Annotated in this window: 17 protein-coding genes and 4 pseudogenes; 11 read left to right on the forward strand and 10 right to left on the reverse strand. The window is 73.0% G+C overall.

The window, feature by feature from the left end:
- Window positions 1-50: 50 nt before the first annotated feature.
- Complete coding sequence (locus AC0ZLC_RS07900) at window positions 51-1601, forward strand: MFS transporter (RefSeq protein ID WP_476751152.1); 1551 nt, start codon at window positions 51-53, stop codon at window positions 1599-1601.
- Between the two features lie 351 nt (window positions 1602-1952).
- Window positions 1953-2648, forward strand: coding sequence for an alpha/beta fold hydrolase (locus tag AC0ZLC_RS07905; RefSeq protein ID WP_476751153.1), 696 nt, complete (start codon window positions 1953-1955; stop codon window positions 2646-2648).
- A gap of 1044 nt (window positions 2649-3692) precedes the next feature.
- Here AC0ZLC_RS07905 and AC0ZLC_RS07910 read toward each other — a convergent pair.
- Window positions 3693-4319 (reverse strand): alpha-ketoglutarate-dependent dioxygenase AlkB, encoded by a 627-nt coding sequence (locus tag AC0ZLC_RS07910; RefSeq protein WP_476751154.1) that lies wholly within the window; start codon window positions 4317-4319, stop codon window positions 3693-3695.
- Between the two features lie 325 nt (window positions 4320-4644).
- On the opposite strand from AC0ZLC_RS07910, the pseudogene AC0ZLC_RS07915 reads away from it, so the two are divergent.
- Together AC0ZLC_RS07915 and AC0ZLC_RS07920 are read left to right on the forward strand one after the other, a co-directional pair.
- Window positions 4645-5667: pseudogene (locus AC0ZLC_RS07915) on the forward strand (tetratricopeptide repeat protein); the annotation flags it as partial.
- 290 nt (window positions 5668-5957) lie between these two features.
- Window positions 5958-7064 (forward strand): polyprenyl synthetase family protein, encoded by a 1107-nt coding sequence (locus AC0ZLC_RS07920; RefSeq protein ID WP_476751209.1) that lies wholly within the window; start codon window positions 5958-5960, stop codon window positions 7062-7064.
- Window positions 7065-7108: 44 nt separating this feature from the next.
- On the opposite strand, the gene AC0ZLC_RS07925 is transcribed toward AC0ZLC_RS07920, so the two are convergent.
- The gene (locus tag AC0ZLC_RS07925; protein WP_476751155.1) at window positions 7109-7786 is read right to left on the reverse strand and encodes an AIM24 family protein; all 678 of its coding nucleotides are present in this window, start codon (window positions 7784-7786) and stop codon (window positions 7109-7111) included.
- Window positions 7787-7915: 129 nt separating this feature from the next.
- Here AC0ZLC_RS07925 and AC0ZLC_RS07930 point away from each other — a divergent pair, with 129 nt between their 5' ends.
- Complete coding sequence (locus tag AC0ZLC_RS07930; protein WP_476751156.1) at window positions 7916-8980, forward strand: NAD(+)/NADH kinase; 1065 nt, start codon at window positions 7916-7918, stop codon at window positions 8978-8980.
- A gap of 128 nt (window positions 8981-9108) precedes the next feature.
- Here AC0ZLC_RS07930 and katG read toward each other — a convergent pair whose 3' ends face one another.
- Window positions 9109-11340, reverse strand: coding sequence for a catalase/peroxidase HPI (gene katG, locus AC0ZLC_RS07935; RefSeq protein ID WP_476751157.1), 2232 nt, complete (start codon window positions 11338-11340; stop codon window positions 9109-9111).
- A 226-nt stretch (window positions 11341-11566) separates the two neighbouring features.
- Here katG and AC0ZLC_RS07940 point away from each other — a divergent pair, with 226 nt between their 5' ends.
- Window positions 11567-11977 (forward strand): Fur family transcriptional regulator, encoded by a 411-nt coding sequence (locus AC0ZLC_RS07940; RefSeq protein ID WP_476751158.1) that lies wholly within the window; start codon window positions 11567-11569, stop codon window positions 11975-11977.
- Here the strand turns inward: AC0ZLC_RS07940 and AC0ZLC_RS07945 are convergent.
- From AC0ZLC_RS07945 to AC0ZLC_RS07960, 4 genes and pseudogenes are all read right to left on the reverse strand, one after another.
- Window positions 11943-12736 (reverse strand): annotated as a pseudogene (locus tag AC0ZLC_RS07945) (DUF2264 domain-containing protein); the annotation flags it as partial. The gene AC0ZLC_RS07940 and the pseudogene AC0ZLC_RS07945 sit on opposite strands and share 35 nt — an antisense overlap.
- A gap of 167 nt (window positions 12737-12903) precedes the next feature.
- A pseudogene (locus AC0ZLC_RS07950) lies at window positions 12904-13922 on the reverse strand (hydroxyacid dehydrogenase).
- Between the two features lie 260 nt (window positions 13923-14182).
- The gene (locus AC0ZLC_RS07955; protein ID WP_476751159.1) at window positions 14183-14572 is read right to left on the reverse strand and encodes a DeoR family transcriptional regulator; all 390 of its coding nucleotides are present in this window, start codon (window positions 14570-14572) and stop codon (window positions 14183-14185) included.
- Window positions 14573-14720: 148 nt separating this feature from the next.
- Window positions 14721-15887 (reverse strand): glycoside hydrolase family 64 protein, encoded by a 1167-nt coding sequence (locus AC0ZLC_RS07960; RefSeq protein ID WP_476751210.1) that lies wholly within the window; start codon window positions 15885-15887, stop codon window positions 14721-14723.
- 296 nt (window positions 15888-16183) lie between these two features.
- Between AC0ZLC_RS07960 and AC0ZLC_RS07965 the strand changes: the two genes are divergently transcribed.
- The 4 genes from AC0ZLC_RS07965 (at window position 16184) to AC0ZLC_RS07980 (ending at window position 20987) form a co-directional block, all read left to right on the forward strand.
- Window positions 16184-16870, forward strand: coding sequence for a FadR/GntR family transcriptional regulator (locus AC0ZLC_RS07965; RefSeq protein ID WP_476751160.1), 687 nt, complete (start codon window positions 16184-16186; stop codon window positions 16868-16870).
- A complete protein-coding gene (locus AC0ZLC_RS07970) occupies window positions 16867-18279 on the forward strand; it encodes a hypothetical protein (RefSeq protein ID WP_476751161.1) in 1413 nt (470 codons plus the stop codon). Before AC0ZLC_RS07965 ends, AC0ZLC_RS07970 begins: the two co-directional genes overlap by 4 nt.
- The gene (locus tag AC0ZLC_RS07975; RefSeq protein WP_476751162.1) at window positions 18276-20153 is read left to right on the forward strand and encodes a GMC family oxidoreductase; all 1878 of its coding nucleotides are present in this window, start codon (window positions 18276-18278) and stop codon (window positions 20151-20153) included. Before AC0ZLC_RS07970 ends, AC0ZLC_RS07975 begins: the two co-directional genes overlap by 4 nt.
- 255 nt (window positions 20154-20408) lie before the next feature.
- Window positions 20409-20987, forward strand: coding sequence for a hypothetical protein (locus AC0ZLC_RS07980; RefSeq protein WP_476751211.1), 579 nt, complete (start codon window positions 20409-20411; stop codon window positions 20985-20987).
- Between the two features lie 19 nt (window positions 20988-21006).
- Here AC0ZLC_RS07980 and AC0ZLC_RS07985 read toward each other — a convergent pair whose 3' ends face one another.
- Complete coding sequence (locus tag AC0ZLC_RS07985; RefSeq protein WP_476751163.1) at window positions 21007-21264, reverse strand: GH36 C-terminal domain-containing protein; 258 nt, start codon at window positions 21262-21264, stop codon at window positions 21007-21009.
- A 23-nt stretch (window positions 21265-21287) separates the two neighbouring features.
- On the opposite strand from AC0ZLC_RS07985, the pseudogene AC0ZLC_RS07990 reads away from it, so the two are divergent.
- Window positions 21288-21671, forward strand: a pseudogene (locus AC0ZLC_RS07990) (ROK family protein); the annotation flags it as partial.
- A gap of 523 nt (window positions 21672-22194) precedes the next feature.
- Here the strand turns inward: AC0ZLC_RS07990 and AC0ZLC_RS07995 are convergent.
- Both AC0ZLC_RS07995 and AC0ZLC_RS08000 read right to left on the reverse strand, forming a co-directional pair.
- Window positions 22195-23421: a DegT/DnrJ/EryC1/StrS family aminotransferase gene (locus AC0ZLC_RS07995; protein WP_476751164.1), complete on the reverse strand. Its 1227-nt coding sequence runs from the start codon at window positions 23419-23421 to the stop codon at window positions 22195-22197.
- Between the two features lie 196 nt (window positions 23422-23617).
- Complete coding sequence (locus AC0ZLC_RS08000; RefSeq protein WP_476751165.1) at window positions 23618-24733, reverse strand: GNAT family N-acetyltransferase; 1116 nt, start codon at window positions 24731-24733, stop codon at window positions 23618-23620.
- Between the last annotated feature and the right edge of the window lie 90 nt (window positions 24734-24823).

A 24823-nucleotide genomic window follows, 5' to 3' on the forward strand; every position in this document is an offset into this window, starting at 1 on the left:
GAGGACCGAGGCTTCGGTCCGTTCCCCGATCCCTGAATGGAGATGACGACATGCGTAAGTGGGGACCGCTCATAGCGGTCTGTCTCGGCGCGTGCATCCTGCTGGTGGACGTCACCATCGTGAACGTGGCGCTGCCCAGCATGGCCCGTGACCTCGGCGCGTCCTTCGCGTCGCTGCAGTGGGTCATCGACGCCTACGCGCTAGCTCTGGCGGCGCTGCTGCTCGCTGCCGGCGCTTTCGCCGACCGCTATGGGCACCGGCGAGCCTATGTGGGCGGGCTCGCACTGTTCGCCGTGGCCTCGCTCGTGTGCGGCTTCGCTCCCGATGCCGGCGTGCTCATCGCGGCCCGGGCTGTGCAGGGCATCGGCGGAGCCGCCATGTTCGCCACCGCTCCCGCTCTGCTGCTCGCCTCTTACCAGGGGCGGGACCGCGGTACGGCCTTCGGGCTGTGGGGTGCGACCAACGGGGCCGCAGCGGCGGCGGGTCCGCTGCTGGGCGGCGTCCTGACGCAGCGCATCAGCTGGCCCGTGATCTTCTGGATCAACCTGCCCGTCGCGGTCGTAGCCATCGTTCTGACCCGGCGCTTCATGGCTGCCGACCGGCCGGCCGCGGTCGGCCGGAAGAACCGCATCGACCTCCCCGGGGCCGCGACCTTCAGCGTGGCCGCCGGCGCCCTCGTTTACGGACTCATCCGCGGGTCCGACGACGGCTGGGGCTCGCCTGGCACCCTTGTCTCCTACGCTGTCGCCGCGCTCGCCCTCGTGGCCTTCGTGGTGGTGGAACACCGCACGGCCCACCGCGGCGAAACCCCGATGCTGGACCTGGCGCTGCTGCGCAACGCCTCCTTCGCCGGGCTGTTGACCGGCGCGCTTCTCCTGCAGGCCAGCGCCTTCGGCTGCCTAGCGCTCGTGTCGCTGTGGCTGCAGTCCCTGGCCGGACTCGCTCCCATCGGGGCGGGACTCGCTCTGACCCCGCTCGCGGCCGCGTCGTTCCTCGTCTCGGCTGTGACCGGCCGGCACATCCAGCGGCTCTCCCCGCGCCTGCCCATCGGGCTGGGTCTGCTGCTGGTGGCGGCGGGCATGCTCCTGCTGCGCGCCGGTATGTCGGAGGGCGCGAGCGCGACGTCGCTCACCTGGGGGCTGGTCGTCACCGGTCTCGGGGTGGGCCTGGCCACGCCCGTCCTTGTCTCCGCCGCCACCTCCGCCGTGCCGCGGCAGCGCGCCGGCATGGCGGGCGGAGCCATCAACACGGCGCGCCAACTGGGCATGACCCTGGCCATCGCGGTCCTCGGCGCCGTCTTCGCGAGCAATGCCGCCTCCACGCTGACAGACGGCGAGCTGCCGCACGCCGCCGACGCCGCCGACGCCCTGGCCTCGGGCCGGGCGAACGAGGTGATCGTCTCCGCACCGGCCGGGCACCGCGAGGCGGCGGCGGACCTCGCCCACCAGGCTTTCGCCGCTGGTCTTGACCGCGTCTTCCTCCTCTCGGCCCTGGCCGCGGTCGTCGGCGTCGTGGCCGTACTGCTCCTGGTCCGTACGGCACCCGGCTCCGGCCGTACCTCCGAGGCCGCAGTCAAGGTATCCACCCCTGCGCGGACGTGACGCCAACGCCGGGACCGGCGGGAACGAGGGCGCGGCCCACGGCTCCGGAACTGGTGGGGGACAGGACGGCGAACAGGGCGCGGTCGCCGCCCGCGAGCTGCCGGGCTCCGGCGACGGGCTGACGCCACGGCGAAAAGGCCACGGATGCGCTGCGCGAAGTCGTCTGGCGTACTCACACGTTGCGCCGTGAGTCGATCTTCGTCACCTCACCCGTTCAACGTCGAGAAATTGAAAGAACACCACCGTCTCGTACGTGATCGCGCCGTGTCCCGGTCTCATGTCGGAGGAACTCAAACCTCCGCCGGGCCGGCAGGAATCACTCAAGGCAGTCATGACAAAAGGAAGTGCGAAATGGGAAACGTAGTGCTGGTCCACGGTGCTTGGAGTGACGGCTCGATCTGGCAGGAGGTCATAGGCCACCTGCACGAACAGGGCCAGCAAGCACTGGCCGTCCAGTTGCCGATGACCTCACTCGCGGACGACATCGCCTGGACCCGTCGGCACATCGACGCGCTGGAAGGACCGGTCACCCTCGTCGGACACTCCTACGGCGGCACCGTCATCTCCGGCGCGGCACTTGAGCACCCCCAGGTCAACTCCTTGGTCTTCGTGGCCGGCTACGTGCCTGGCGAGGGGGAGACCATCGGCATGCTGAGCGACAAGGGTGCCGAGATGCCAGGCCGCGCGGCCTTGCGGTTCGCTGCGGACGGCTGGTCGGACGTGGACCCGGAACTGTTCGGTGACGCACTCGCCCACGACCTGCCGCCCCGCCTTGCCCGGAGCCTGGCCGCCATGCAGAAGCCGACCCATGCAGCCTGCCTGACGGCCCCGGCCTCTGCGGGCGCCTGGCACGACCTCCCCTGCGGCTACGTGCTCAGCGCCCACGACCGGATCCTCGATCCGCAACTGCAGCGATGGTTCGCCGCACGCGCCGGAGCCGTCGTCACCGAGCTCCCCAGCAGCCACCTCTCGCCACTGTCACATCCCGAGGAAGTGGCCGCGGCAATCTCGGCGATGCTTCGGCCCGAAGAGGATTCCGCAAACTGATCCGAGCTGCGGCCCTGCCCGTCAATTCCCAGCGTGCCGACCCGGGTCATGTCCGGTCCCGCGCCCGAAGCGGTCTGAGCGCGGCGGCGTACGCCGCGCTCAGACACGGCAGCTGTAGTTCGTGACTCCTGAGGTTCCTGTCATGTGGTGGCCACTGCTGTGATGTTGTTCCAGCGGCGGTGGCAGTCGGCTGCGCGGTGCTGGTGTCGGCGGCGCTGGTGTGACCAGCGGAGCGCGTGGGCGGGATCGGTGTCCTGGCAGGGGCGGGGCAGGACGAAGACCGGAGCAGGGCGAGGAGTTCGCGTGGGCTGACGGGCACCATGACCAGGTGGTCCTCGGGCTCGGCTGGGTTGGTGCGTTGCCGCTCGTGGAGGGCGCCGACGGCCAGGAGTGCGTAGGCGAGCAGGCTCATCAGGCTCCAGCGGTGCCAGGAGGTCCAGCAGGTGACCTGGCCGGTGTCGAGGTGGGCCAGGCCCTGGGCTCCTTGTAAGTCCTGTCATCCCGGACGAACCAGACCACCGCCCATTGACTCCACCCAGACAAGGGAGGGGCCGGAGGCATCGTCTGCGGTGGATGAAGAAGAGGTGATCATGCACGTCAGTGTGCCCTCGCCCACTGACAACGTCCCCGCGCTCAAGAGATCCCAGCACGGGGAAAGGCGCAGCGCCTGTGGCAAGCAGCAGTTTCCCCACGTAGGACACGGTCAGACCCGGCCCGACCTCGACGGGACGGTGCACGCTGCGCACCCACCACACCCCCCAGTGCGCCGGTCCGGGAGCAGAATCCACCGGCCGGCCGGCCGGCCGGCTGCGGGCACGGGCCACGGCCTGCGCCCCCCCGACAACGGACCTGCCCAGGCAACCTTCACCTCCCGCAGCCAGGGCCGCCGCCGCCGCCCGCCCAGCTCGGCGGCGACCCGCTCACCACCCCACCGCCCGCGCGCCGCGCCCCGCACCCCCACCTGCCCACGGCCACCACCGGCGGCCGGCCTGCGAGGCGTGTTCGCCCGCGCACTACAGCAGCTTCAGGCCCGGGACAGGGCAACTAGTTCACGCCCTGCGGGCGGAACTGGACGCTGATGCGGGGGCCGGTGGCGCGCGCCGTCTTGGGGACGGCGTGCTCCCACGTGCGCTGGCAGGAGCCGCCCATCACGATCAGATCGCCGTGCCCGAGGGGGTAGCGGAGGGTCTCGCCGCCGTCGCGGGGGCGCAGCGCCAGGTCGCGTGCCGCGCCCACGGACAGGATGGCGACCATGGTGTCCTCGCGCGCGCCCCGGCCGATGCGGTCGCCGTGCCACGCCACGCTGTCGCGGCCGTCGCGGTAGTAGCAGAGCCCGGCCGTCGCGAACGGCTCCCCGAGTTCGGTGGCGTACCGCGCGCCGAGTGCGTCGCGTGCCTCGTCGAGGACGGGGTGGGGGAGCGGGGCGCCGGCCCGGTAGTGGCAGAGCAGCCGGGGTACGTCGACGACCTGTTCGTACATCTGCCGGCGCTCGGCGCGCCAGGGGACGTCGGCGGCGAGCTGTTCGAACAGCGCGTCCGCGCCGCGGAGCCAGCCGGGCAGCAGATCGATCCAGGCCCCGCCGCCGAGCACGGTCCGGCGCAGTCCGCTGAGGGAGTTCAGGCCCACGTCGTCGGTCTGGTCGAACAGCGAGCCCTGGAGGTGCATGGACATGGCTTCAGAATACCTCGCTATTCGAAAATGTGTTCAATATGGCGAGCGGATCGGAGGAGTCGCCTCCGCGAGGCAACCCCGCGGGCGTCGCCGCCGTCTTGATCGGCAACGGGCCGGTGGCCCGCGACGGTGGACCAGGGGTGTTCCGGGCTGACGTCCGGGTCACTATGCGCTCGGTGTATACGCATTGTGCATAGATGCGGGACATACCGGTGCGCGTACGAAGAGAAGGCGCTGGTTCCGCGCGCGGCTGCCCGTCCCGTGACGTCCCAGACCGGCCGTCGGGCACCAGTGGGCCCCACCGACGGCAGACCGAAAGGCACGCATGTACGACAAGGCCTTCGCCCCGGAGTACCAGGGCGCTTTGACCACCCTGTCGGTGAACTCCTCACTGACCGACGTCCTGGCGGCGGGCACCGAGCAGCTGCGCGCCGCCGAACGCGCCGGAGCACGGCGCGAGGCGGCACGCTCAGGACTGGCGGTCGCCGAGGCACACCGCAGGCTCGGCCAGGTGACGGACGCCGACCGGGCGTGGAAGGCGAGCTACCGGACCGCCCGCGAGGCCGGGGACGCCGGTGCCATGGCGTGGGCGCTGTGGAGCGGCGGCACCCTGGCCCGGCAGCGCGGCGCGTTCCCCCTCGCCCGGCGCCTGCTGCGGCTGGCCGCCGACCTGGGCGGATCGGCCGGGGACGTGGTGGTCCGCGGCTACTCCCTCGCCGGCCTGGCCGAGACCGGACGGATCCAGGGTGACTACGAGGCGGTGGCCGCCCTGCACGAGCAACTCCTGGCCGAGGCCCGCAAGCGTGGCGAGGCCCGCCACACCGTGTGGGCCCTGGAAGGCATCGCCCAGATGCACCGCAACACCGGCTCCCTCGACACCGCGTACGCGATGTTCACGGAAGCCGCTGAGATCGCCGCAGGCGCCGAGGACCGGCGCGGCCACGCCTGGGCGCTGCGCGGACTGGCCGACATCGTCTCCGCGCGCGACGGGGACACGCGCCGCGCGCTGGAACTGCTCACCGAGGCCGAGCTCTCCTGCCGCGAGATGAACCTGGTCAGCGCGCTCGCCTACAACCACAAGATGCGCGGCAACGTCCTCTACCGGGCCGGGCGCTACGCGGAGGCCCGGGACGTCTACGCTCAGGCGCTCACCGAGTTCGAGGGGATGAGCGAACCCCGCGGCCGGGCGCTGGCCCTGCTGGGCCTGGTCAAGTCCCGGGCCCGGCTGGGACGGGACCGCGCCGCCACGGCCGCGGACCTGGCCGGGCTGAGCCGTGTACTCGAGCACATAGGCCTGCGGCACGGCCGCACGATGATCGACCGCGCCCGCGCGGAATTGGGGCTCACCGAGCCGCCGTTGGCCGAGACGGCGCCCTCCGGAAGCACCGGGTGCGCGGTGGGCGCGCTCCCCGCCCAGCGCGGAGCCGGCGACGCGGTGCCCGCCGAGCGGGGAGCAGGCGACGCGGTCCGCCCCGCGGCGGACGGCGGCGGCGTCCCCGCCCCGGCGGACGACGCAGGCGAAGCGGAGGCCGGCGGCGTCGTCCCGGACCCGGCGGACGGCGGGGACGGGGGCCGCCGTCCAGAAGGCGGTACGGACAGCGTCGTGCGCGCCGAGGCGGAGGCCCGCCGGTGACGGCCCTGACGACACCCCCCTACGCGGGGAAGCGGACGGCGCCCGCCGACGCCTCGCACCTGCTGCGGCGCTGCCGTGAACTGGTCGCCCCGGCGCTCGCGGCAGCGGTCGGCACCCTGCACCCGTGGATCGGCGAGATGGCGGGCTACGCACTGGGCCGCCCCGGGGCCGGCGGTGCGGCCGCCGCGCCGCGCCCGGGCAAGGGCGTACGACAGGCGCTGGCCGTCCTCGGAGCCGAGGCGGCCGGAGCGCCCGCCGGGACCGGCGTCCCGGCCGCGGTCTGCGTCGAACTCGTGCACACCTTCTCGCTGTTGCACGACGACATCATGGACGGAGACCCGATGCGCCGGGGCCGTCCCGCGGTGTGGCAGGCGTACGGCACCGGGCCGGCCGTCCTGGCAGGTGATGCCCTCTTCGCCCTGGCCGTCGAGACCCTGACGGCCGCCCCCGCACCGGTCGGCCCCCCGGCCGCGGACCCGCGGGACACCGGGCCGCCGTCCGCGCACGTCCCGGCGGCCGTACGGCACCTGACCGCCGCCCTGAGCGACCTCGTCCACGGCCAGGCGGACGACCTGCTGTTCGCCCGACGCCCCTGGGACGGGCCCGAGGCGGTCAGTACGGGGGAGTACGAGACCATGGCCGAGCGCAAGACGGGTGCCCTGCTCGGCTGCGCGCTGGCGCTGGGGGCCCAACTCGCCGGCGCCCACAGGGAAACGGTGACGGCGCTCGACCGGGCCGGCCGGCACCTGGGCGTGGCCTTCCAGATCGTCGACGACCTGCTGGACATCTGGGGCGACCCGGCGGTCACCGGCAAGCCGGTCCACGGCGATCTCCGGCAGGGGAAGAAGACCTTTCCGCTGCTCGCCGCCCTGAACGCGCCGGGCCGCGCCGAACTGGCCCGGCTGCTCACCTCGCCCACCGCCCTCGACAACTCCGCAGTACACCGGGCGGCACTCCTGATCGAGCGGTGCGGTGGCCGCGCGGCGGCGCTGACGCAGGCCCGGAGTCATCTCGCGGCGGCCGACGCACTCCTTCAGTCGGCCCCGCTCGCGCCGCGCCCGCGCGCGGAGTTGCGGACCCTGCTGTCCGCCCTCACCGACCGCACGCTCTGACGTCCGCCGTGCCCCCGGCGCCCACGGGCCGGGGGCACGCGGGATCAGTGCTGCTGCGCCTTCTGCGGCGTCACCTCACTGGGCCGCACGACGACGAAACCGTCACCCTCCAGCTTCAGCTGCACCGCCTCGCCCGAGCCGCCCCGGATCATGGACCCGAACGACTGCGACCGGTGCAGCGAAGTGGTCAGATGCGCGCTCCAGCCGACCACCGCGTCGGTGTCCACGTACACCGGCTGCTGCGGCGACACCGGGATGACCAACGGGTTGCCCTCGCAGATCAGCCCCAGCCTGCCCTGCCCGGTGAACACACTGTTGAACAGGCCGCCGCCGGAGATGCCCGCACCCTTCACGGTCTTTATCTCGTACGACAACGAGGCGTCGAAGCAGAGCACGTTGCGCCCGTTGACCGTGAACACGTCGCCCGGCTCGACGTCCACGATGAAGCAGTTCTGCGCCTCGTGCGCGAACCAGGCCTCGCCCTGCCCGCGCACCGACATCAGCGCCAGCCCCTCACCGGTGACCGCCCGCTTGAGCATGCCGCCCACGCCCTGGCCCTTGCGTTCGAACTGCAGCGCCCCACGCCAGGCGATCATCGCCCCCTGCCGCGCGAACATCTCACCGTTGACGGCGTACTTGATGGATTTGGCGTTCTGCACGGTCATGCCCGGCGCTACGGCCGGCTGCACCATGTGGTCACTGGAAAAGAGGTCACCCTTCATGCGGGTCATCTTGTCCCGGAGCCATCGGTTCCGCCAAGATCGCTCAGCGTCCCGGACCAACTGCCCGCCCGGGTCCCGCTCCCGAGGCGGCGGCGCGGGTGCTTCCGTACGCTGGGCATGGAGGCACACATGACCGTTCGCCGTATCGGCCTGGTCGTCCACGGAGGCCGCCGGGAAGCCGTGGACGCAGCCGACCGTGTCCGCGCCTGGTGCGCCGAGCACGCCGTGCAGTGCACGGACATCGACGTGTGGCACGAGGGCGGCCGGCACAGCGCCGACGCGGAGAACGAGGCGGCCGGCAACCCCGATCTCGTCGTCACCCTCGGCGGTGACGGCACCTTCCTGCGCGGAGCCCGCCTGGCCGCCGACAACGACGCGCTGGTCCTCGGCATCGACCTCGGCCGGGTGGGATTCCTGACGGAGGTGTCGGCCACGGCGGTGCGCTCGGCGCTGGACGCGGTGCGCGAGGACCGCCTGACCGTCGAGGAGCGCATGCTGCTCACGCTGCGCGCCTCCCGCCCGCTGGAGGTACCGGCGGACATGGCCGCACTGATGAGCTACGGCCGCGGCCCGCTCCTGCCGCCGCCCCGCGTGCGCGCCGACTGCGAGACCGGTGACGAATGGGGGGTCGCCCTGAACGTCACCGCCCTGAACGACATCGTCCTGGAGAAGCTGTCACGGGACCGGCAGGTGTCCGCCGGCGTCTACCTCGCCGGGAGGCTCCTCGCGTCCTACTCCGCCGACGCGCTCCTGGTGGCCACGCCCACCGGGTCCACGGCCTACAGCTTCGCCGCCGGCGGTCCTGTCGTCTCTCCCCGTGCGGACGCGCTGGTGTTCACCCCGGTCGCCCCGCACATGACCTTCAACCGGTCGGTCGTGGCCGCGCCCGACGAGCCCGTCGCCCTGCGGCTGCTCGAGCGTTCCGGGCAGGCCGCCGTCAGCATCGACGGCCAGGTGCGCGGCGTTCTCGAACCGGGCGACTGGATCGGCGTCTACGCGTCTCCCCGGCGGCTGCGGGCCGTCCGGCTCGGGCCGACCGACTTCTACGGCCGGCTGCGTGAGCGGATGAACCTCACCGACGCCCCGGCCGCCGTCGCGGACGGGGACGCCGCCCCGCTGTGGCCGCAGACCTCCCCGCCGCCCCCGGACCTCGCCCACCTCGCCATGCCGCCCAGGCCCGCCCCGCCCGGCTGACAGGACGCCGGTGCGCCCGGAAGACGGGTGAGCCCGGAAGGACAGGTGACTTCGGCGGACGGGTGAGCCCGGAAAGAGAACGTCCGGGCCGGCGATGGTGCGTGCCGGCCCGGACGTCAGGTGTGCGCTCAGACGAGGTCGAACCGGTCCAGGTTCATGACCTTGTCCCACGCCGCGACGAAGTCCTTCACGAACTTCTCCTTCGCGTCGTCGCTCGCGTAGACCTCCGCGAGGGCGCGGAGCTCGGAGTTCGAGCCGAATACGAGGTCGGCGCGGCTGCCGGCCCACTTGAGCTCGCCCGTGGCGGTGTCGCGTCCCTCGAAGGCGGTCTGGTCCTCGGAGGTCGCCTTCCACGTCGTGCCCAGGTCGAGCAGGTTGACGAAGAAGTCGTTCGTCAGCACGCCGGGGGTGGCGGTGAGGACGCCGAGCTGCGACTGCTGGTGGTTCGCGCCGAGGACACGGAGACCGCCGACCAGGACGGTCAGCTCCGGAGCGCTCAGGGTCAGCAGGTTCGCCCGGTCGACGAGCAGGAACTCGGCCGGCAGCCGGCTGCCCTTGCCGAGGTAGTTGCGGAACCCGTCGGCCGTCGGCTCGAGCGCGGCGAACGACTCCACGTCGGTCTGTTCCTGCGACGCGTCCACACGGCCCGGCGTGAACGGGACCTGGATCTCGAAGCCGGCCTCCTTGGCCGCGCGCTCTACGGCCGCGGCGCCCGCGAGCACGATCAGGTCGGCGAGCGAGATCCGCTTGCCGCTCGCCTGGGCGGCGTTGAAGGATTCCTGGATGCCCTCCAGGGTCCGCAGCACGCCCGCCAGCTGGTCCGGGTCGTTGACCTCCCAGCCGTTCTGCGGCTGGAGGCGCAGGCGCGCGCCGTTGGCGCCGCCGCGCTTGTCGCTGCCGCGGAAGGACGAGGCCGAGGCCCACGCGGTGGACACGAGCTGGGACACGGTCAGGCCGGAGCCGAGGACCTGCTCCTTGAGGGCGGCGACGTCCGCGGCGTCGACGAGTTCGTGCGTGAGGGCGGGCAGCGGGTCCTGCCACGACAGCACCTCGTCCGGGACCTCCGGGCCGAGGTAGCGCACGACGGGGCCCATGTCACGGTGGGTCAGCTTGAACCAGGCACGGGCGAAGGCGTCCGCGAACTCGTCGGGGTTCTCCAGGAAGTGGCGCGATATCTGCTCGTAGGCCGGGTCGAAGCGGAGCGCGAGGTCGGTCGTCAGCATCGTCGGAGCCAGGCGCTTCGACGCGTCGTGGGCGTGCGGGATGGTGCCTGCGCCCGCACCGTCCTTCGCCACCCACTGGTGCGCGCCGGCGGGGCTCGTCGTCAGCTCCCACTCGAAGCCGAACAGGTTCTGGAAGAAGCCGTTGCTCCACTGCGTGGGCGCGCTGGTCCAGGTGACCTCGAGGCCGCTGGTGATCGTGTCGGCGCCCTTGCCGGTGCCGAAGGTGTTGTTCCAGCCGAAGCCCTGCTCCTCCATCGAGGCGGCCTCGGGGTCGTCGCCGACGTGGTCCGACGGGCCCGCGCCATGGGTCTTGCCGAAGGTGTGGCCGCCCGCGATGAGGGCGACGGTCTCTTCATCGTTCATCGCCATCCGGCGGAACGTCTCGCGGATGTCGCGGGCCGCGGCCAGCGGGTCCGGGTTGCCGTTCGGGCCCTCCGGGTTGACGTAGATGAGGCCCATCTGGACCGCGCCGAGGGGGCTCTCCAGCTCGCGGTCACCGGTGTAGCGCTCGTCGCCGAGCCACGTGGTCTCGGGGCCCCAGTACACGTCCTCGTCGGGCTCCCAGACGTCCGCGCGTCCGCCGGCGAAGCCGAAGGTCTCGAAGCCCATCGTTTCCAGGGCGACATTGCCGGTGAGGATCAGGAGGTCGGCCCAGGACAGGCTCTGCCCGTACTTCTTCTTGACCGGCCACAGCAGTCGGCGGGCCTTGTCGAGGTTCACGTTGTCCGGCCAGCTGTTGAGCGGGGCGAAGCGCTGCTGGCCGGCCCCGGCGCCGCCGCGGCCGTCACTGATCCGGTAGGTGCCGGCGCTGTGCCACGCCATGCGGACCATGAGCGGGCCGTAGTGGCCGAAGTCCGCGGGCCACCAGTCCTGCGAGGTCGTGAGGACCTCGGCGATGTCCTGCTTCACCGCCGCCAGGTCGAGGGACGTGAAGGCCGCGGCGTAGTCGAAGTCCTCACCGAGGGGGTTCGCCACGGCGGGGTTCTTGGCGAGGATCTTCAGGTTGAGCCGCTCCGGCCACCACTGGCGGTTTCCGCCGCCCTGGGTCGGGTGCGGGGCGCGCCCGTGTGCGACCGGGCAGCCACCGCCGTCCTCCGTCTTCGGGTCTGTGACGATTGCATCGTGATTCTCAGACATGGGAATCCTTCCGACCAGGCGGATCGCGGTGCTCAAGAACTGCGGGGGGCGGAACAGTTGAGGCACGGGGCCCGTACTGGGTCTTCCTGTCCCTTGGCTATTGCCGGAACTGATCCTACAATGGACAGAGTCCAAGTCAATAAGGATGCCAAATCCATAGAGAATCAGAACCCGGACGTCCACCTCCGTACACGCACATCCCACCCAACCCGAAGAGGTGACCGATATGAGCGACCTGCTGGAGCGGCTGCGCGGGCGCGGCTGGCGGATGACCTCCCAGCGGCGTGTCGTTGCGGAGGTCCTCGACGGCGACCACGTGCACCTCACGGCCGACGAGGTGCACGCCCGCGCGGCCCTGCGGCTGCCCGAGATCTCCCGGGCCACCGTCTACAACGCCCTGGGAGAACTGGTCTCCCTCGGTGAGGTCGTCGAGGTCTCCACCGATGGCCGCGCCAAGCGCTACGACCCCAACGCGCGTCACCCGCACCACCACTTGGTGTGCTCGGGCTGTGGCACCATCCGCGACGTCCACCCGACCGGCAGCCCGCTGGCCGACCTCCCGGAGGCGGAGCGGTTCGGCTTCACGGTGTCCGAGGTCGCGGTCACCTACCGCGGGCTGTGTCCCTCCTGCGCCTGACGCGGCGAAGGGGAGCAACCGCCGTCGGCGGACGCAGTGCTGACGTCATGCCGGCTGAGCCGCAACCGTCCGTGCGGTGTTCCAGGCCGAACGGCTCGAAGGCGACCCGTGTCACCGAGCCGTCGTCCGCCCACCGCACCTCGACGGCGTCCGGGCGCGCGATGACGTCGCCGACCGCCTCGGCGGGAGAGGCGGGTTCGGGTTCGCCGGTGAGCGTCGCCAGGCAGGCGTACACCGCCGTGCGGCCTCGGCCGTGAGCCGTGGGACCCGGGCCCACGCCGTGAAGGCCGTGCCGCGCGGCGCCCGCACGCCCGCCCCCAGCGGGTGTATCCGGCGCCGCACACTGCGCACCCCGCCGACGACCAGGCCCAGGTGGTTGTCCGCGACGTTCCCGGCGGCCGTCGGGCCGGTACGGGTGGAGTACGCCTGCCGGCCGTAGGGCGGATCGTCCTCGGCGGCCGACTCGCCCTCGTGCGGGCGGACATGGTCGCTGCCGTGGTTGTGCAGCCGGACGATGCCGTCCGAGCGCGTGCTCTGTACCAGGAGTCCCGGCCCCGGCAGCGCCAGGACCCGGTCGGACCTCTCGCTGGGCGCCGGCTCCTCACGGGCCCTCCACAGCGGGTGGTCGGCGGGCGCGAGCAGTCCGACGAAGGCCTTGGACGCCCAGTAGGGGAGGCGGGGCGAGTAGCGCTGGAGCGTCGCCGCGTGCGGACCGTGCCGGCCCGCGCTGAGCAGGCCGCTTACGCGCACGTCGGAGCGGACACCGGAGACCGACGGGCGGTCCGGCAGGCCGAGCAGGGCCCCGCGCGGGGTGGCCCAGCGCCAGGCGGCGCGCAGCAGCAGGTCGGCTGCCCTCTCCCAGTGGGCGCGGGAGTAACCGGTGACGGGGCTCGACTCGCGGTCGTCGGCGAGAAGCCCGGGCATGGTCATGCGAGGTGGGCCAGCCTTTCGTGTCGTACGGGATGGGCGAAGCCGTCTCCTGCGGACCACCGGGCGACCTCGCCGACGGCGAGCTCCGCCAGGCGCGCCCATTCGTTGCCCTGGGACCCGGCGAGGTGGGGGGTGATCAGGGCGTTGTCGCAGTCCCACAGGGGGTGGTCCGGCGGCAGGACCTCGAGGTCGGTGACGTCGAGGACCGCCCGGATCCGGCCCCCGGTGACCGCCTCGGTGAGGGCGTCCTGGTCGAGCACGGCGCCGCGGGCCGTGTTGACGAGGACGGCCTCCGGCCGCATCGCCGCGATGAGCCGCCGGCCCCCCGGGTGGCGGGAAGCAGGGGGTGTGGACACTGACGACATCGCACCGGGCGAACAACTCGTCGAGTCCCACGGCCTTGACACCGAGCGCGGCGGCCTCCTTGGCGGTGACGTAGGGGTCGTGCAGCAGCACCCGCAGATCGTGCGGACGCAGCAGTTCGATGACCCGGCGTCCGATCAGGGAGGCGGACAGGATGCCCACCGTGCGGCGGAAGTTGCCGACGTCCTGCGGGGTGTCGAGCCAGGCGTCGCGGTGGCGCGCCGCGCGGTAGTCCCGGGCGCGTTCGAGGATGTGCTTGCCGGTGAGGAGGATCATGGCGACCGTGTACTCCGCAACGGGCAGGGCGTTGGTCGCGGCGGCGGAGGACACCGCGACGCCCGGTCCCAGCAGGCCCGGGTGACATGGTGGCGCACGGACCCGGCGGAGTGGACCACGGCCCGCAGCCGGGGGCGCCGTCCAGTACGGACGCGTCCAGGACGGGACAGCCCCAGCCGGTGACCAGGACCTCCACGTCCCGCAGGACGGCGCGGGCCCGTTCGGTGCCGAAGTCGTGCAGGGCGGGCGACGGTACGAGGTCGCAGACCCGCCCGAGTGCCTCCACGGCATCGGGGGTGAACACGGCCGCCGCCGCGTCCGGCCCCATGGCGAGAGCGGTCCGCGGAAGGGTGTTGCCGCCAGAGGAGGTGTGCATGGTGCTCCCGTTGTGCGTGCGTTGCCAACTGGATGGCCCGTCGGCTGGGGGAGCAGCTTCCCGCGCAGCCGGTCGCTCACGAGGGAGGTGATGCCGCGGGCGACGCCGTCGATGGCGAAGCCGGGCACCTGGGGGTACTCGATGGAGGCCACGTCCGGGGCGTTGTCCGCCCGAGCGGCGCTGCTGAGCCTGGCGTAATCGCCCACGGGCATCCTGATCGACTGAGTGCATCGGCCGGCGCCCGCTCGACGATGGGACGCTCAGTGCCGGGCGCCTGCGGGGTGATGTGCAGGGCGACGCGTGTCCCGGCCGCCTCCAGGACGGCCCGTGCGCCGTCCATCGCCCCGTACAGGTAGGTGTGCCGCTCCGGTATCACCAGCGCCACCGGGCGCCCTGCCGCTCCGGCCCGCGGACGGGGCGACGGCGGGCTCCGGCGCGGCGGTGACCGGGCGGGCCACCCCGTGGCCGCGGCGCAGCCTGCCGGACCGGGCCGGCTCCTCGGCGTCCCGCCGGACGGTGATTATTGAGACCTCCAGCTCGGCGGCCAGCTCGGTCACCTCTACGGCCCCTCGGGACTCCACGACCGCGAGGATCGGGGCTGCCGCCTGACATCGCCCGGTTCCCGCATGCTCGTGATCCCCTCGCGGCACGATCGCCTCGTGTTCGTTTGATCCTTTCGAGCGAGCTCAGCGGCCGGGCGTCCGCTGCGGGACCAGAGGGGATCACTCCTTCGGAGCACGGTCCGGAGCACCGGTCCGGACGAAGGCCGCACCGGTCGCTCCGGATCGACGTGCGCGGTCAGCTGAAGGGATCCAGCGTGAGGTACGCCTGCCGCGGGTTGCCGTCGTGGACCAGTGACTCCTGGTTGCCGACGTCGTCGAAGGCGAACGCGTAGGCCTTGCCGTCGGCCATCTGCGCGTGGATCTTCCGGGCGTAGTGGTTGGTCACCCCGTCCTGGTAGAAGCCCGCTGAGCCGGTGTCGGGCTGGTTGGGATTGACCAGCAGCGTGGAGCGGTTGAACCCCGCGCACAGGGTGCGGGAGATAGGGCCGCGCACCAGGTCGTTCGGGGCGTCCAGGCGCTTGTAGCAGCCGAAGACGCTGTCCGAGTCCGGCTTCTGGAAGCTGGTGACGACGGCGCCCGAGCCGTTGGTGAAGTTCATGACGTTCCCGGAGACCCGGCCGTAGTACCTGGTGTTCGGCTGGTTCGCGAACGGTGTCACCGTCAGCGTCGAGGAACTGTACTTCTGCCACACTCGGTTGACGTAGTCGTCCATCACGGTGGCCGGCAGCGCGCCGCTCTCGATGCCGTGGCCGGGGGCGAGGGCCCGCAGGACGGTGCCGTCGGGAGCGGTCTGGATCAGGTTGGCCCACCCGCCCGGCTGTCCCCTGAGGGCGTTGAAGAACCCGTTGTACCCGCCGGGCGTGAGGTGTCCGGTGTTCTTCGTGGTGCCGTCGGCGAGCTGCACCCCGACGGCGTACGGCGCCGAGAACATGTCGACCTGCGTGCTGTTGATCCACAGGCCGCTGTCGTTGAGCGTGTACTCGGACCAGTTGAAGAGGATGTTGCGGTTGGGATCGCTCGGGTTCTGTACGGCCGGCTGCACGAGACCGCCGGTGGTCAGCCGGAAGTCGAGCTTCCTGCCGTAGGAGAAGTAGATCCGCCCGGAGAACTTCGGGATCCGGATCGTCTTCGACTGTCCGTTGGCCGGTCCCGCGATCGACGCGTCGGGCGCGGGAGTCGGCGGATTTCCGCCCGCGGGCCACGGGTGGAAGGTGCCGCTCTCGTCGGCCCAGCCCTGCCGGCCCGTCGACAGCTGGGTGCCGAGGTCGTAGATGTAGACCGGGTCGCTGCGCCCGGAGTTGTTCGTGACCTGGAGCGGAATGGTGGCCGGGACGGCTGCCTCGGCAGGGGTCGGGGTCCCGAACGTCAGCAGGGCCGCGGCGATCGTGGCCGCGGCCGCCATCAGGGTTCGCAGTCTGAGTTGTCTGGACACTCTCAGCCTCCTCACGAGGTGTATCTCCTACGGACGGAAGCCGTCCGGATGCTGTGAGAGCGCTCTCAATGTCGCGCCAGGTCGCGTACATGTCAACTACTTGCGCACGGGACACTGCACAACGAGTCTTGCTGCGGGGCCCATTGACCGCGCGGCGCTTTGTTGGTTGAGTGGCTCATCCACTGAGCCACTCCATTTTCCGCCCCGCTCATCATCCGCCCCCGTCCGGCTCGAGCGCCGGACGTGCTGCCCGCAGAGGAGACCCCGTGGAGGCACTGCCCCGCGAGACGATCGTGGACGTCCTGGAGCACCGGCTGCGTGAGGACATCCTCGACGGCCGCCATCCGACCGGCGGCTACCTCCCGCCGGAGCGGGAACTGGCCGACGGCTACGGGGTCACCCGCACCACCCTCAAACACGCCTTCGGCCGGCTGGTCCAGGCGGGCCTGCTGGAGACCCGGCACGGTGTCGGCACCAGGGTTCGCGACTATGTGCGCCTGGGCGGCGCCGACCTGCTGCCGATGCTCGTGCGCCACGACGCCAAGTGGGTCCACGAGGTCTTCGAAGTGCGGCGCAGCACCGGCGCGTTGATCGCCGAGCGGGCCGCGGAGAAGGCGGGCCGCGCGCAGCACGACGAACTCCGCGCGCGCCTGGCCGCCGTGCGGGAGGCAGCCGGTGCGGACGCCGTGCAGCTGGCCGACGTCGAGGTGCACCGGGCCCTGGCGAGGGCGACCGGCAACCGCGTCTACGTCCTGCTGACCAACACGCTGTTCAACGCCTACCTGCCCGTCCGGACCGTACTGACCGGGCCCTTCACCGACCCCGGGACGGCCCACGAACGCCTGGCACCCGTGGTGGAGGCGGTACTGGCCGGTGACGGCCGCCGGGCGCACGCGGCGGCCGACGCCTACCTGACGACCACCGAGCGGATCATGCTGAAGGGACTCGCGTGAGGGGCACCGAGTTCACGGAGACGATGCTCGGCACCCTCCGGCTCGACGCCGAGAACGAGGTGCGCCGCATACGCCTGGACCTGCGGGCCCGGGCCGGCACGGTCCTGGTCCCGCACCGGACGACCGAGGCACGCCTGACCGGCCGGGTCCGCGTCAGCGGCCTCGCGGACGACGACCGTGCCGAGGGCGAGCTGGAGGTGTCACCGCTGGCACGGCGCCGCATCCGCTACCGGCTGTCGTTCACGGCCGGGGACCGTCGTCTCGTCCTCGACGGCTGGAAGTCGGTGACCCCACGCCGTCCGGTGCGGTCGATGACGGTCCTCCCCTGCACGCTGTACGAGCACGGGGCGCGGGTGGGCCAAGGGGTCCTGCGATTCCCGCTCGCCACCGGCCTGGTTCCCTTCCTGCTCGGCCTCCGCTTCCCGCGGGGTGAGGACGAACACGCCGGACCGGCGAACAGCGGGACGGCAGCGGGGCACCTGGCACCGCGCTGGGACGGCACGCCCGGCCGCACCGAGGTCTGGTACACCACCCTGACCGACCCCGGGAGCGGAACCGGCGTCTGGCTGCACCACGAACTGACGGCATCCGCCGACGGATCCGCGCCGGTCGCCCACGGCTGGGTCGCGGCCTTCCCGCGGCAAGGACCCGTCGAGCACGCCCGCTTCGGGCCCGTCCCGTGGACCGCGCCCACGGACGGCTTCACGGGCGACGGCGTCACGGCCCGCCCCGGTCAACTCAACGGAAGGGCGGGGGCTTTCGAGTGGAACATCACCGAACATCCGGACGGGCCACCGCTGTTCACCTTCCCCCGCTGGTCCTGGCGTCGGCCGCTGCTGCCGGCCGCCCAGATGCTCCCGGCCGCGCGGGCCACGTACGAGGGGGAGTTCTCGTACCACGGGACGGCGCTGACGCTGCGCAGGGCGCCCGGCGCATCAGCACGCATCTACGGGCACGGCAACGCCCGGCGCTGGGCCTGGCTCCACGCGGACCTCGGGGACGGCGACGTCCTGGAGATCGTAGCGGCCGCGTCCACCCGGCCGGGCCTGCGCCGGCTGCCGCCGCTGGTCTTCCTGCGGCTGCGACACCGGGGCCGCACCTGGCCGCGCCGCGCCGAACGCACCGCGCTGGGCCTGTGCGGCCCCGGACGCTTCCGGGCCCGGATCGGCCTGCCCGAGTGGAGCGTGACCGGGCGCACCGCGCTGCGCCGCATCAGGGTCGACGTCGTCCAGCCGGACGTCCGCACCCTGGAACTGGAGTACCGCGACCCGGACGGCACCCGCGCGGTCTGCCGCAACAGCGAGTCCGCCGACGCCCGGGTGGTGCTGGAACGCTGGTGGGGCCGCTGGCGCACCGAGGCACAGTGGTCCCTGGACGGCACCGCGCACGCCGAGGTGGGCGGGCGATGACCGCCGCCGGACTCGTCGCCGCACTGCTCGCGGAGGCAGGTGAGGACGACTGGGCCGCGCGGGTGCCCCGCCGGCTCGACACGGTGCTCCGCGCCATGCCCCGGCCCGCCCGCGCCGGTGTTCACGCCGCCGTCGCGGCGGTGGAGACGTACGCGGTCCTGCGCACCGGCAGACCCCTGGCGGCACTCGACCGCGACGAGCGCGAGACCGTGCTCGTCTCGCTGGCCGCACGCCCTTCGCTCGTCCCGCTGCTCGACGTCCTCAAGGTGCCCGTGCTGCTCGCCGCCGGTACGGAGCGGCTGGCGGCGACGCGGCGGCCCGCCGCACGCGACGCCCCGCACGCTCCGGAGGATCCGCCCCTGGACTGCACCCCCGCCGAGGAGTGGCCCGCGCGGACCATCGCCGACGCGGTGGTCGTCGGATCCGGCGCGGGCGGCGCCGTCGCCGCCCGGACGCTCGCTCGCGCCGGGCTGCGGGTCGTCGTCCTGGAGGAGGGGGAGCACCACTCGACGGCGTCGTTCGGGCGCCGGGCGCCCCTCGACCGGTTCGCCGAGCTGTACCGGGACGGCGGCGCCACGGTGGCGCTCGGCAACCCGCCGCTGCTGCTGCCGGTCGGTCGCGCCGTCGGCGGCACCACGGTCGTCAACTCCGGCACCTGCTACCGGACTCCGGACCACGTCCTCGACCGCTGGCGCGGCCGGTACGGTTTCACACTCGCCGAACGCTTCGGTCCCCTGCTCGACGAGATGGAACGCACCCTTCACGTGGCCACCCAGCCGCTCGACGTCCTCGGCAACAACGGCCTGCTGGCCCTCGCCGGCGCCGAACGGCTCGGCTGGCGGGCCGGACCCCTGCGTCGCAACGCCCCCGGATGCAGGGGCTCGTGCCAGTGCGTGGTCGGCTGCCCCACCGGAGCCAAACAGAGCGTGCAGCTGTCCGTGCTGCCCGACGCGTGCGCCGCCGGCGCCCGGATCGTCACGCGGGCCCGCGCACACCGCGTCCTGCTGGACCGCGACGGGCCCGGCCTGCCCCGGGCCGCGGGAGTACAGGCCACCCGCCCGGACGGCAGCGAACTGGAGATCCTCGCCCCGCTCGTCGTGACGGCGGCCGGCACCCTGCACACCCCGGCTCTGCTGCGCCGGTCGGGCCTTGGCGGACATCCCCGGCTTGGGCGCAACCTCAGCGTCCACCCGGCCACCAGCGTGGCCGGACGCTTCGCCGAGCCCGTCACCGCCTGGCGGGGTGTGCTGCAGAGCGTGGGCGTGGAGGAGCTGCACGACCGGGGGATCCTCATCGAGGCGACCGCGAGCCCGCCCGGCATGAGTAGTTTCGTCCTGCCCGGCCTGGGACGCGAGCTGCGGCGCGAGCTGGAGGGCGCCGAGCAGCTCGCCACCCTCGGGGCGATGATCGCCGACCGTCCCTCCGGGCGGGTCCGGGGACGGCGGCACACCGTGGTCCGCTACGACCTGGACCGCCGCGACGGCGCGCGGCTGATGACGGCCGTACGCGCCATGGGGCGACTGCTCTTCGCGGCGGGCGCCGAGGAGGTCCTCACCGGGCTGCCTGCCGCACCGCGCGCCCGCTCGCTCGGTGAACTGGACGAGCTGCTCACCGGCGTGGGACCGCGCGACCTGCACCTCTCGGCCTTCCACCCGACCGGCACCGTGGCGGCGGGCGGCGATCCGCGGCGGTCGCCGGCCGACTTCGAGGGACGGCTGCGCGGTGTCCGCGGAGTCCTCGTCGCGGACGGTTCCGTGCTTCCCGGCTGCCCCGAGGTCAACCCCCAGCTGAGCATCATGGCGGCGGCTCTGGCGATCACCGGGGCCCATCTCGACCGGGAGAGCGGAGCGGGCCACGGACACCGCGGTACCTGAGCGGTGTGCCCACCCCAATGGCCCGGCGCGGTTCGCGGCGTCCGGAGTCCGCGCGGAGCATGGGGCGTACGCGTGCGTACGACGGGCGCCGAACCGGCGGGAAGAGGACGAACGGCCATGAGCACACGAATCGCAGAAGACGGGGACCGACCGCGCCGAGCGCGTCGGAGCGCCGCCGCCGACCGCCACCGGACCCGGCCCCGCAGGACCGGCCGCCGGGCGGCCGGTGCGGCGCGCGGTCGCCGGACCGTCGCTCTGGTGTCCGCGCTCCTCGGCGGTGCCGTGCTCGTCTCGTGTGCCACGGACAGCGGCGGCGACGAGGGCGGGGCCTCGGTGAGCTCACGGCCGAGCACACCCGACAAGTCCTCGTTCACCGGGACCCCGCCGTCCGCGCTGGCCTCGTCCGCGGCGTCCGCCATCAACTCCGCCCGGGCCTCCGCGTCGGCGGCCGCCTCCTCGGCGTCCGCCGCCGCGTCCTCGTTCGGGGCGTCCGTCGAGGCCGACACGGCCCGTGCCTCCGCCGCGGCGGAGGCGGAACTCAAGAAGGTGCGGGGCCGCGGCAACGCCCTGTCCGAGGTCGCGATGAGCGGGCTCCCGAAGTCGGAGACCGGCGGACTGCTCGCCGTACTCGTCGCCATCACCAACAAGAGCGGCGGGCAGGCCTCGTACGCGGTGCGGGTCGACTTCAGGAACGCCGACGACGAGGTCGTGGAGACCAGGTACGTGGGAGCGCAGGACCTCGCCCCGGGGAAGAAGGCCCAGCCGGTCGTCATCAGCCGGGAGCCCGCCGAGCCGAGGCTGACCCCGTACCTGGCGAAGGCCCAGCGCTACTGACCCGCGCCGCGGGGAGCGCTCACCGCCCGCGGCCCACCTCCGGTTCCCGCACCAGGTGCACCGCTGTGCTGGACCAGTCGCCCGGCGGCAGTTCGAGGTTCAGGCCGTACTCGCTCAGCACGGTGGCGTGGTGGACGGTGCCGCTGCGGGTGTCGCGGTAGCGGGCCGCCGGTGTGAGACCCCGCAGCCGCACCGGCAGCTCCGGGCTGCCGTGGCGGGCGGTGCGCCGCCAGGCCAGCAGCAATGCCTGTGCGCCGTCGACGGCCGTGTACTGCACCGCCGAGGGAAGATCCTGCGACGGAGGCCATCGCCTCCGACTCGGCGATCGTCGACAGGGTCAGGGAGGTGACCGGCGTGCACGTCGCCGACGCCGCCGAGGCCCTGCACCCGGCCCACGACGGTCACCCCGACGCCCGTGCGGTGTACGCGCGGGCGGGCGAGGCGATCGGCCGGGGCATCGCCACGGTCGCCAACCTGCTGGGCCCCGAACGCGTGATCATCTCCGGCGAGGGCCTGGCCGCCTACGCCCTCTTCGCCGAGCAGATCCGGGTCGCCTTCGCCGCCGCCGCCTTCGGCTCGGCCGCACGGTGCGACGTGCGGACGCGCCCCCTGCCCTTCGAGGAGTGGGCACGCGGAGCCGCGGCCACCGCGATCCGGTCCTTCATCACCTCGGCCCCGAACTGAGAAGACCGGCGGCCGGCCGCTCGGCCGCCCGCCGCCGGTGCGGACACGTGCCGACGACGGACATGTCCTGCCGCGCACGAAGGTGGCGATGACGCAGCAGCGCCGCCTGCCCCTGGCGGCGCGTGGCATGCCGACGCCCTGTGGTCGGCAGGCTGTTCGAGCGCGGTGCCGCCGCCCTCGCGGCCCTGTCCTGACCCGCTGCGGCGGGGGAGGGGCGGCCGCACGAGCCCCGGCCTGCGACCGCAGGACAGGCGGACCGTCCCGCGGCCGGTGTCCGTCCGCATGGACAACACCGGCGCGACCGCCTGCGCTCCGCCGCATGACCGTGCCCGGGGTCGACATCGGGAGCTCCAGCAGCAAGGGCGTACTGGTCGACGAGGCCGGGACCGTCTCGACGTCACCGGCCTGTGTCCGGCGACCCGCGACCTCGCCCGCACCCTCGCCCGGCGCCGGCGCGACACGGCCGGGCCGGGAGCACTCCACTGAGCGGACCGGTGGCCGGACCGCGGGTCGCCGGCCCGGCTCACCTGCCGGGGGGCCGCGGTGCGCTGTCCGGGCGGGGCTCGGGGAGCGCGGGACGGGCGGCGGTCGCCTGCTCCTTCGTCAGCGCGTTGATCACCTTCCGGGCCAGGAGGGGATCGGCCGGAAGCGTGTGGGAGGCGAACCAGCGGGCGGCCGACGGGTCGGGTGACGGTTCGACGAACTCCGCGCCCGCGTAGTCGTCGAGCGGGGGATCGTAGACGTATCCGCAGACCAGCCCGTGTCCGACCAGGCGGTGCAGCAGGGCGTCGCGGTCCTCGACCAGGAGGGGGACCCGGAAGAGGGGAAGAGGGACACCGTCCGCGGGCCGGACGCGGAGGGCCGGCGCGGCCCAGCTGGTCCCGGACAGCAGCGAGACACCGATCCGGCGCCGGTCCAGGTCGGCGTCCAGCCGGGCCATCCGCAGCGCCAACTGCCCTCTCACCAGTGCCCCGTGACGGGACCTGAAGCCGTGCAGATCGACGCGGACCCAGGGTTCGTAGGCCTCCAGACTCGGTGCCCGGCGGGCACAGTCGGCAAGGCGCGGTCCCTCCAACGCCATGCGGAACGCGTCGCGTTCGAGCATCCCGAGGCGCTCCATCGTGCGCCACACGGGACGCACCAGGTTGAGGCCGCGCACGGACGAACGCGCCAGGGGCCGCAGGGTCGTGGCCAGGTCCCCGCTGAGGCGGCCCGGCACCAGGAGTTCGTCGCGCAGCCGTTCCACCTCCCGGCGCGTGCGCGCGTCGTCGACGGCGAGGAAGCCACCGGCCATGCCCGCCACGTGCTTGGACAGGCTGAAGACCGCCGCCGTCCCGAACGTGCCGACCGGCCGTCCGTCCACGTGCGTGCCGATCGCGTGCGCCGCGTCCTCGAACAGCGGGATGCCCAACTCCGCGCAGCGGCGCCGCAGTTCCACCACCCGGTCCGGCACCCCGTACAGATTCGAGGTCAGGACGGCGTCCACGTTTCGCCAGGCCGACTCCGGGACGGCGGCCGGATCGATGTTGCCGTCCCACACGGACACCGGCGCCTGCACCGGGCGCAGTCCGGCCGCGAGGACCACGAAGAGGATCACGTCGTCGGTCACCGGCGACATCAGGACCCGGGCCCCCGGCCGGCACCAGTGCCGCAGTGCGAGGTAGAGGGCCAGCCGCGCCGACGGCGTGTAGACGCATTCGCGCCCGAGCCGCCTGGCCATCACCGCGGCGAGCCGCGATCCGTACGGCATCGTCACCTCTTTCGTCGAAGGGACTCGGAGCGCCCTCCCGGACGTCACAGGCCGGGAGGTGCGCGTGCTCGCAGACGTCGCCGGTCGGAGTCGAGCGGGCCTCCGCCTGCGCTGGCCACCGTCGTCGTCACCGCACGGCCGGCGGGGCAGGGGCCGGCGACACGTCACCGTCCCGGAACGGGAGCGGGGGAGCGCGTCAGCGGGCGCGGGTGCCCGCCCTGGCGGAGTCCGGCCGGCCCGACGCCCGCAGGGTGCCGACCGTCTTCAGCAGCCGGTCGGCGGGGTCCCGCAGCGTGGGATGGGCCAGGACCGTGTTCCGCAGGCCGCGCACCGGCCGGCGCCACAGCCGGTGCGCCGCCGCCACCGGATGCGGGCGGGTCGCGAACCCCTCGCCCACCCGCAGCTCGCGGGTCTTCAGCCAGTCCTTGTACTCCTTGTCGCCGCGCCCCATGTCCATGAGCCGCACGCCGTCACGCCCCGCGGCCTCGGCCATCCTCAGATGCATGATCAGCCCGGGCGAGTAGTAGCGCAGCTCCGGGTCGTACGCGGTGAACCAGGCCGCGAACACCGAGCGCGACGTCGGCCCGAAGTGCGCGGCCACCGGCCGGTCCCCGGCGTACACCACGGACAGCACGCCGGTGAAGTGCTCCTCGCGGACCCGGAAGAGATGGTTCACCAGGCCGACGATCCACGGCCGCGCGAAGCGGTCCATCCGTCCCGTCCTGCGGTACTGGGCGGACTTCCACTCCATGAGCGTGCGCAGCGCCCCCGGGTCGCGCTCGTCGTAGACGAACCTCAGCTCACCCAGGTCGCGCCCCAGCCGGCGTTCCTTCTTCAGCGTCGTCTTGGCCAGCTTGGGGTAGGCACCACGCAGCCACTCCGCGTAGCTGTCACCACCGTGGTCCAGGTCGATCACCGGGGAGGCGAACCTCCCCGTCACGTGCCTGCCGAACGGCTTCTGTTCCTCGACGAGATGGTCGAACTCGAAGACGGAGAGACCGCACGTCCGCAGCAGTTGCCCGGTGTCCCAGGTGACCCCGGGGCGGTGCACCAGGGCCTGGCAGTCGGACAGGCCCAGACCGATGGCCCGGCCGACGCCGAAGGAGTTGCGTTCGTACGGGAGGAAGCCGACCGGTTCCCCGTCCTCGTGCAGGACCGCCACCAGGGCCCCGCCCCGGTACCGGGCGACGCCCGTCGCGAACTCCGGTGACAGGAAGGGGTTGGCGTACTCGGGCGACTCGTCCATCGCCTGATGCCAGGCCCGGCCGAGCGAGGCGCTCAGCCCGTCGAGCCTGTGGACCGTGATGCCCACCTCAGATCAACCGCCCTTCCACGGGCTCCGCGACGGATGCCCCGCCCACCGCACGGGCCGGTACGGCAGGTGGGTCACTGCTCATGGACC

Source organism: Streptomyces sp. GLSS-08 (assembly GCF_056387915.1).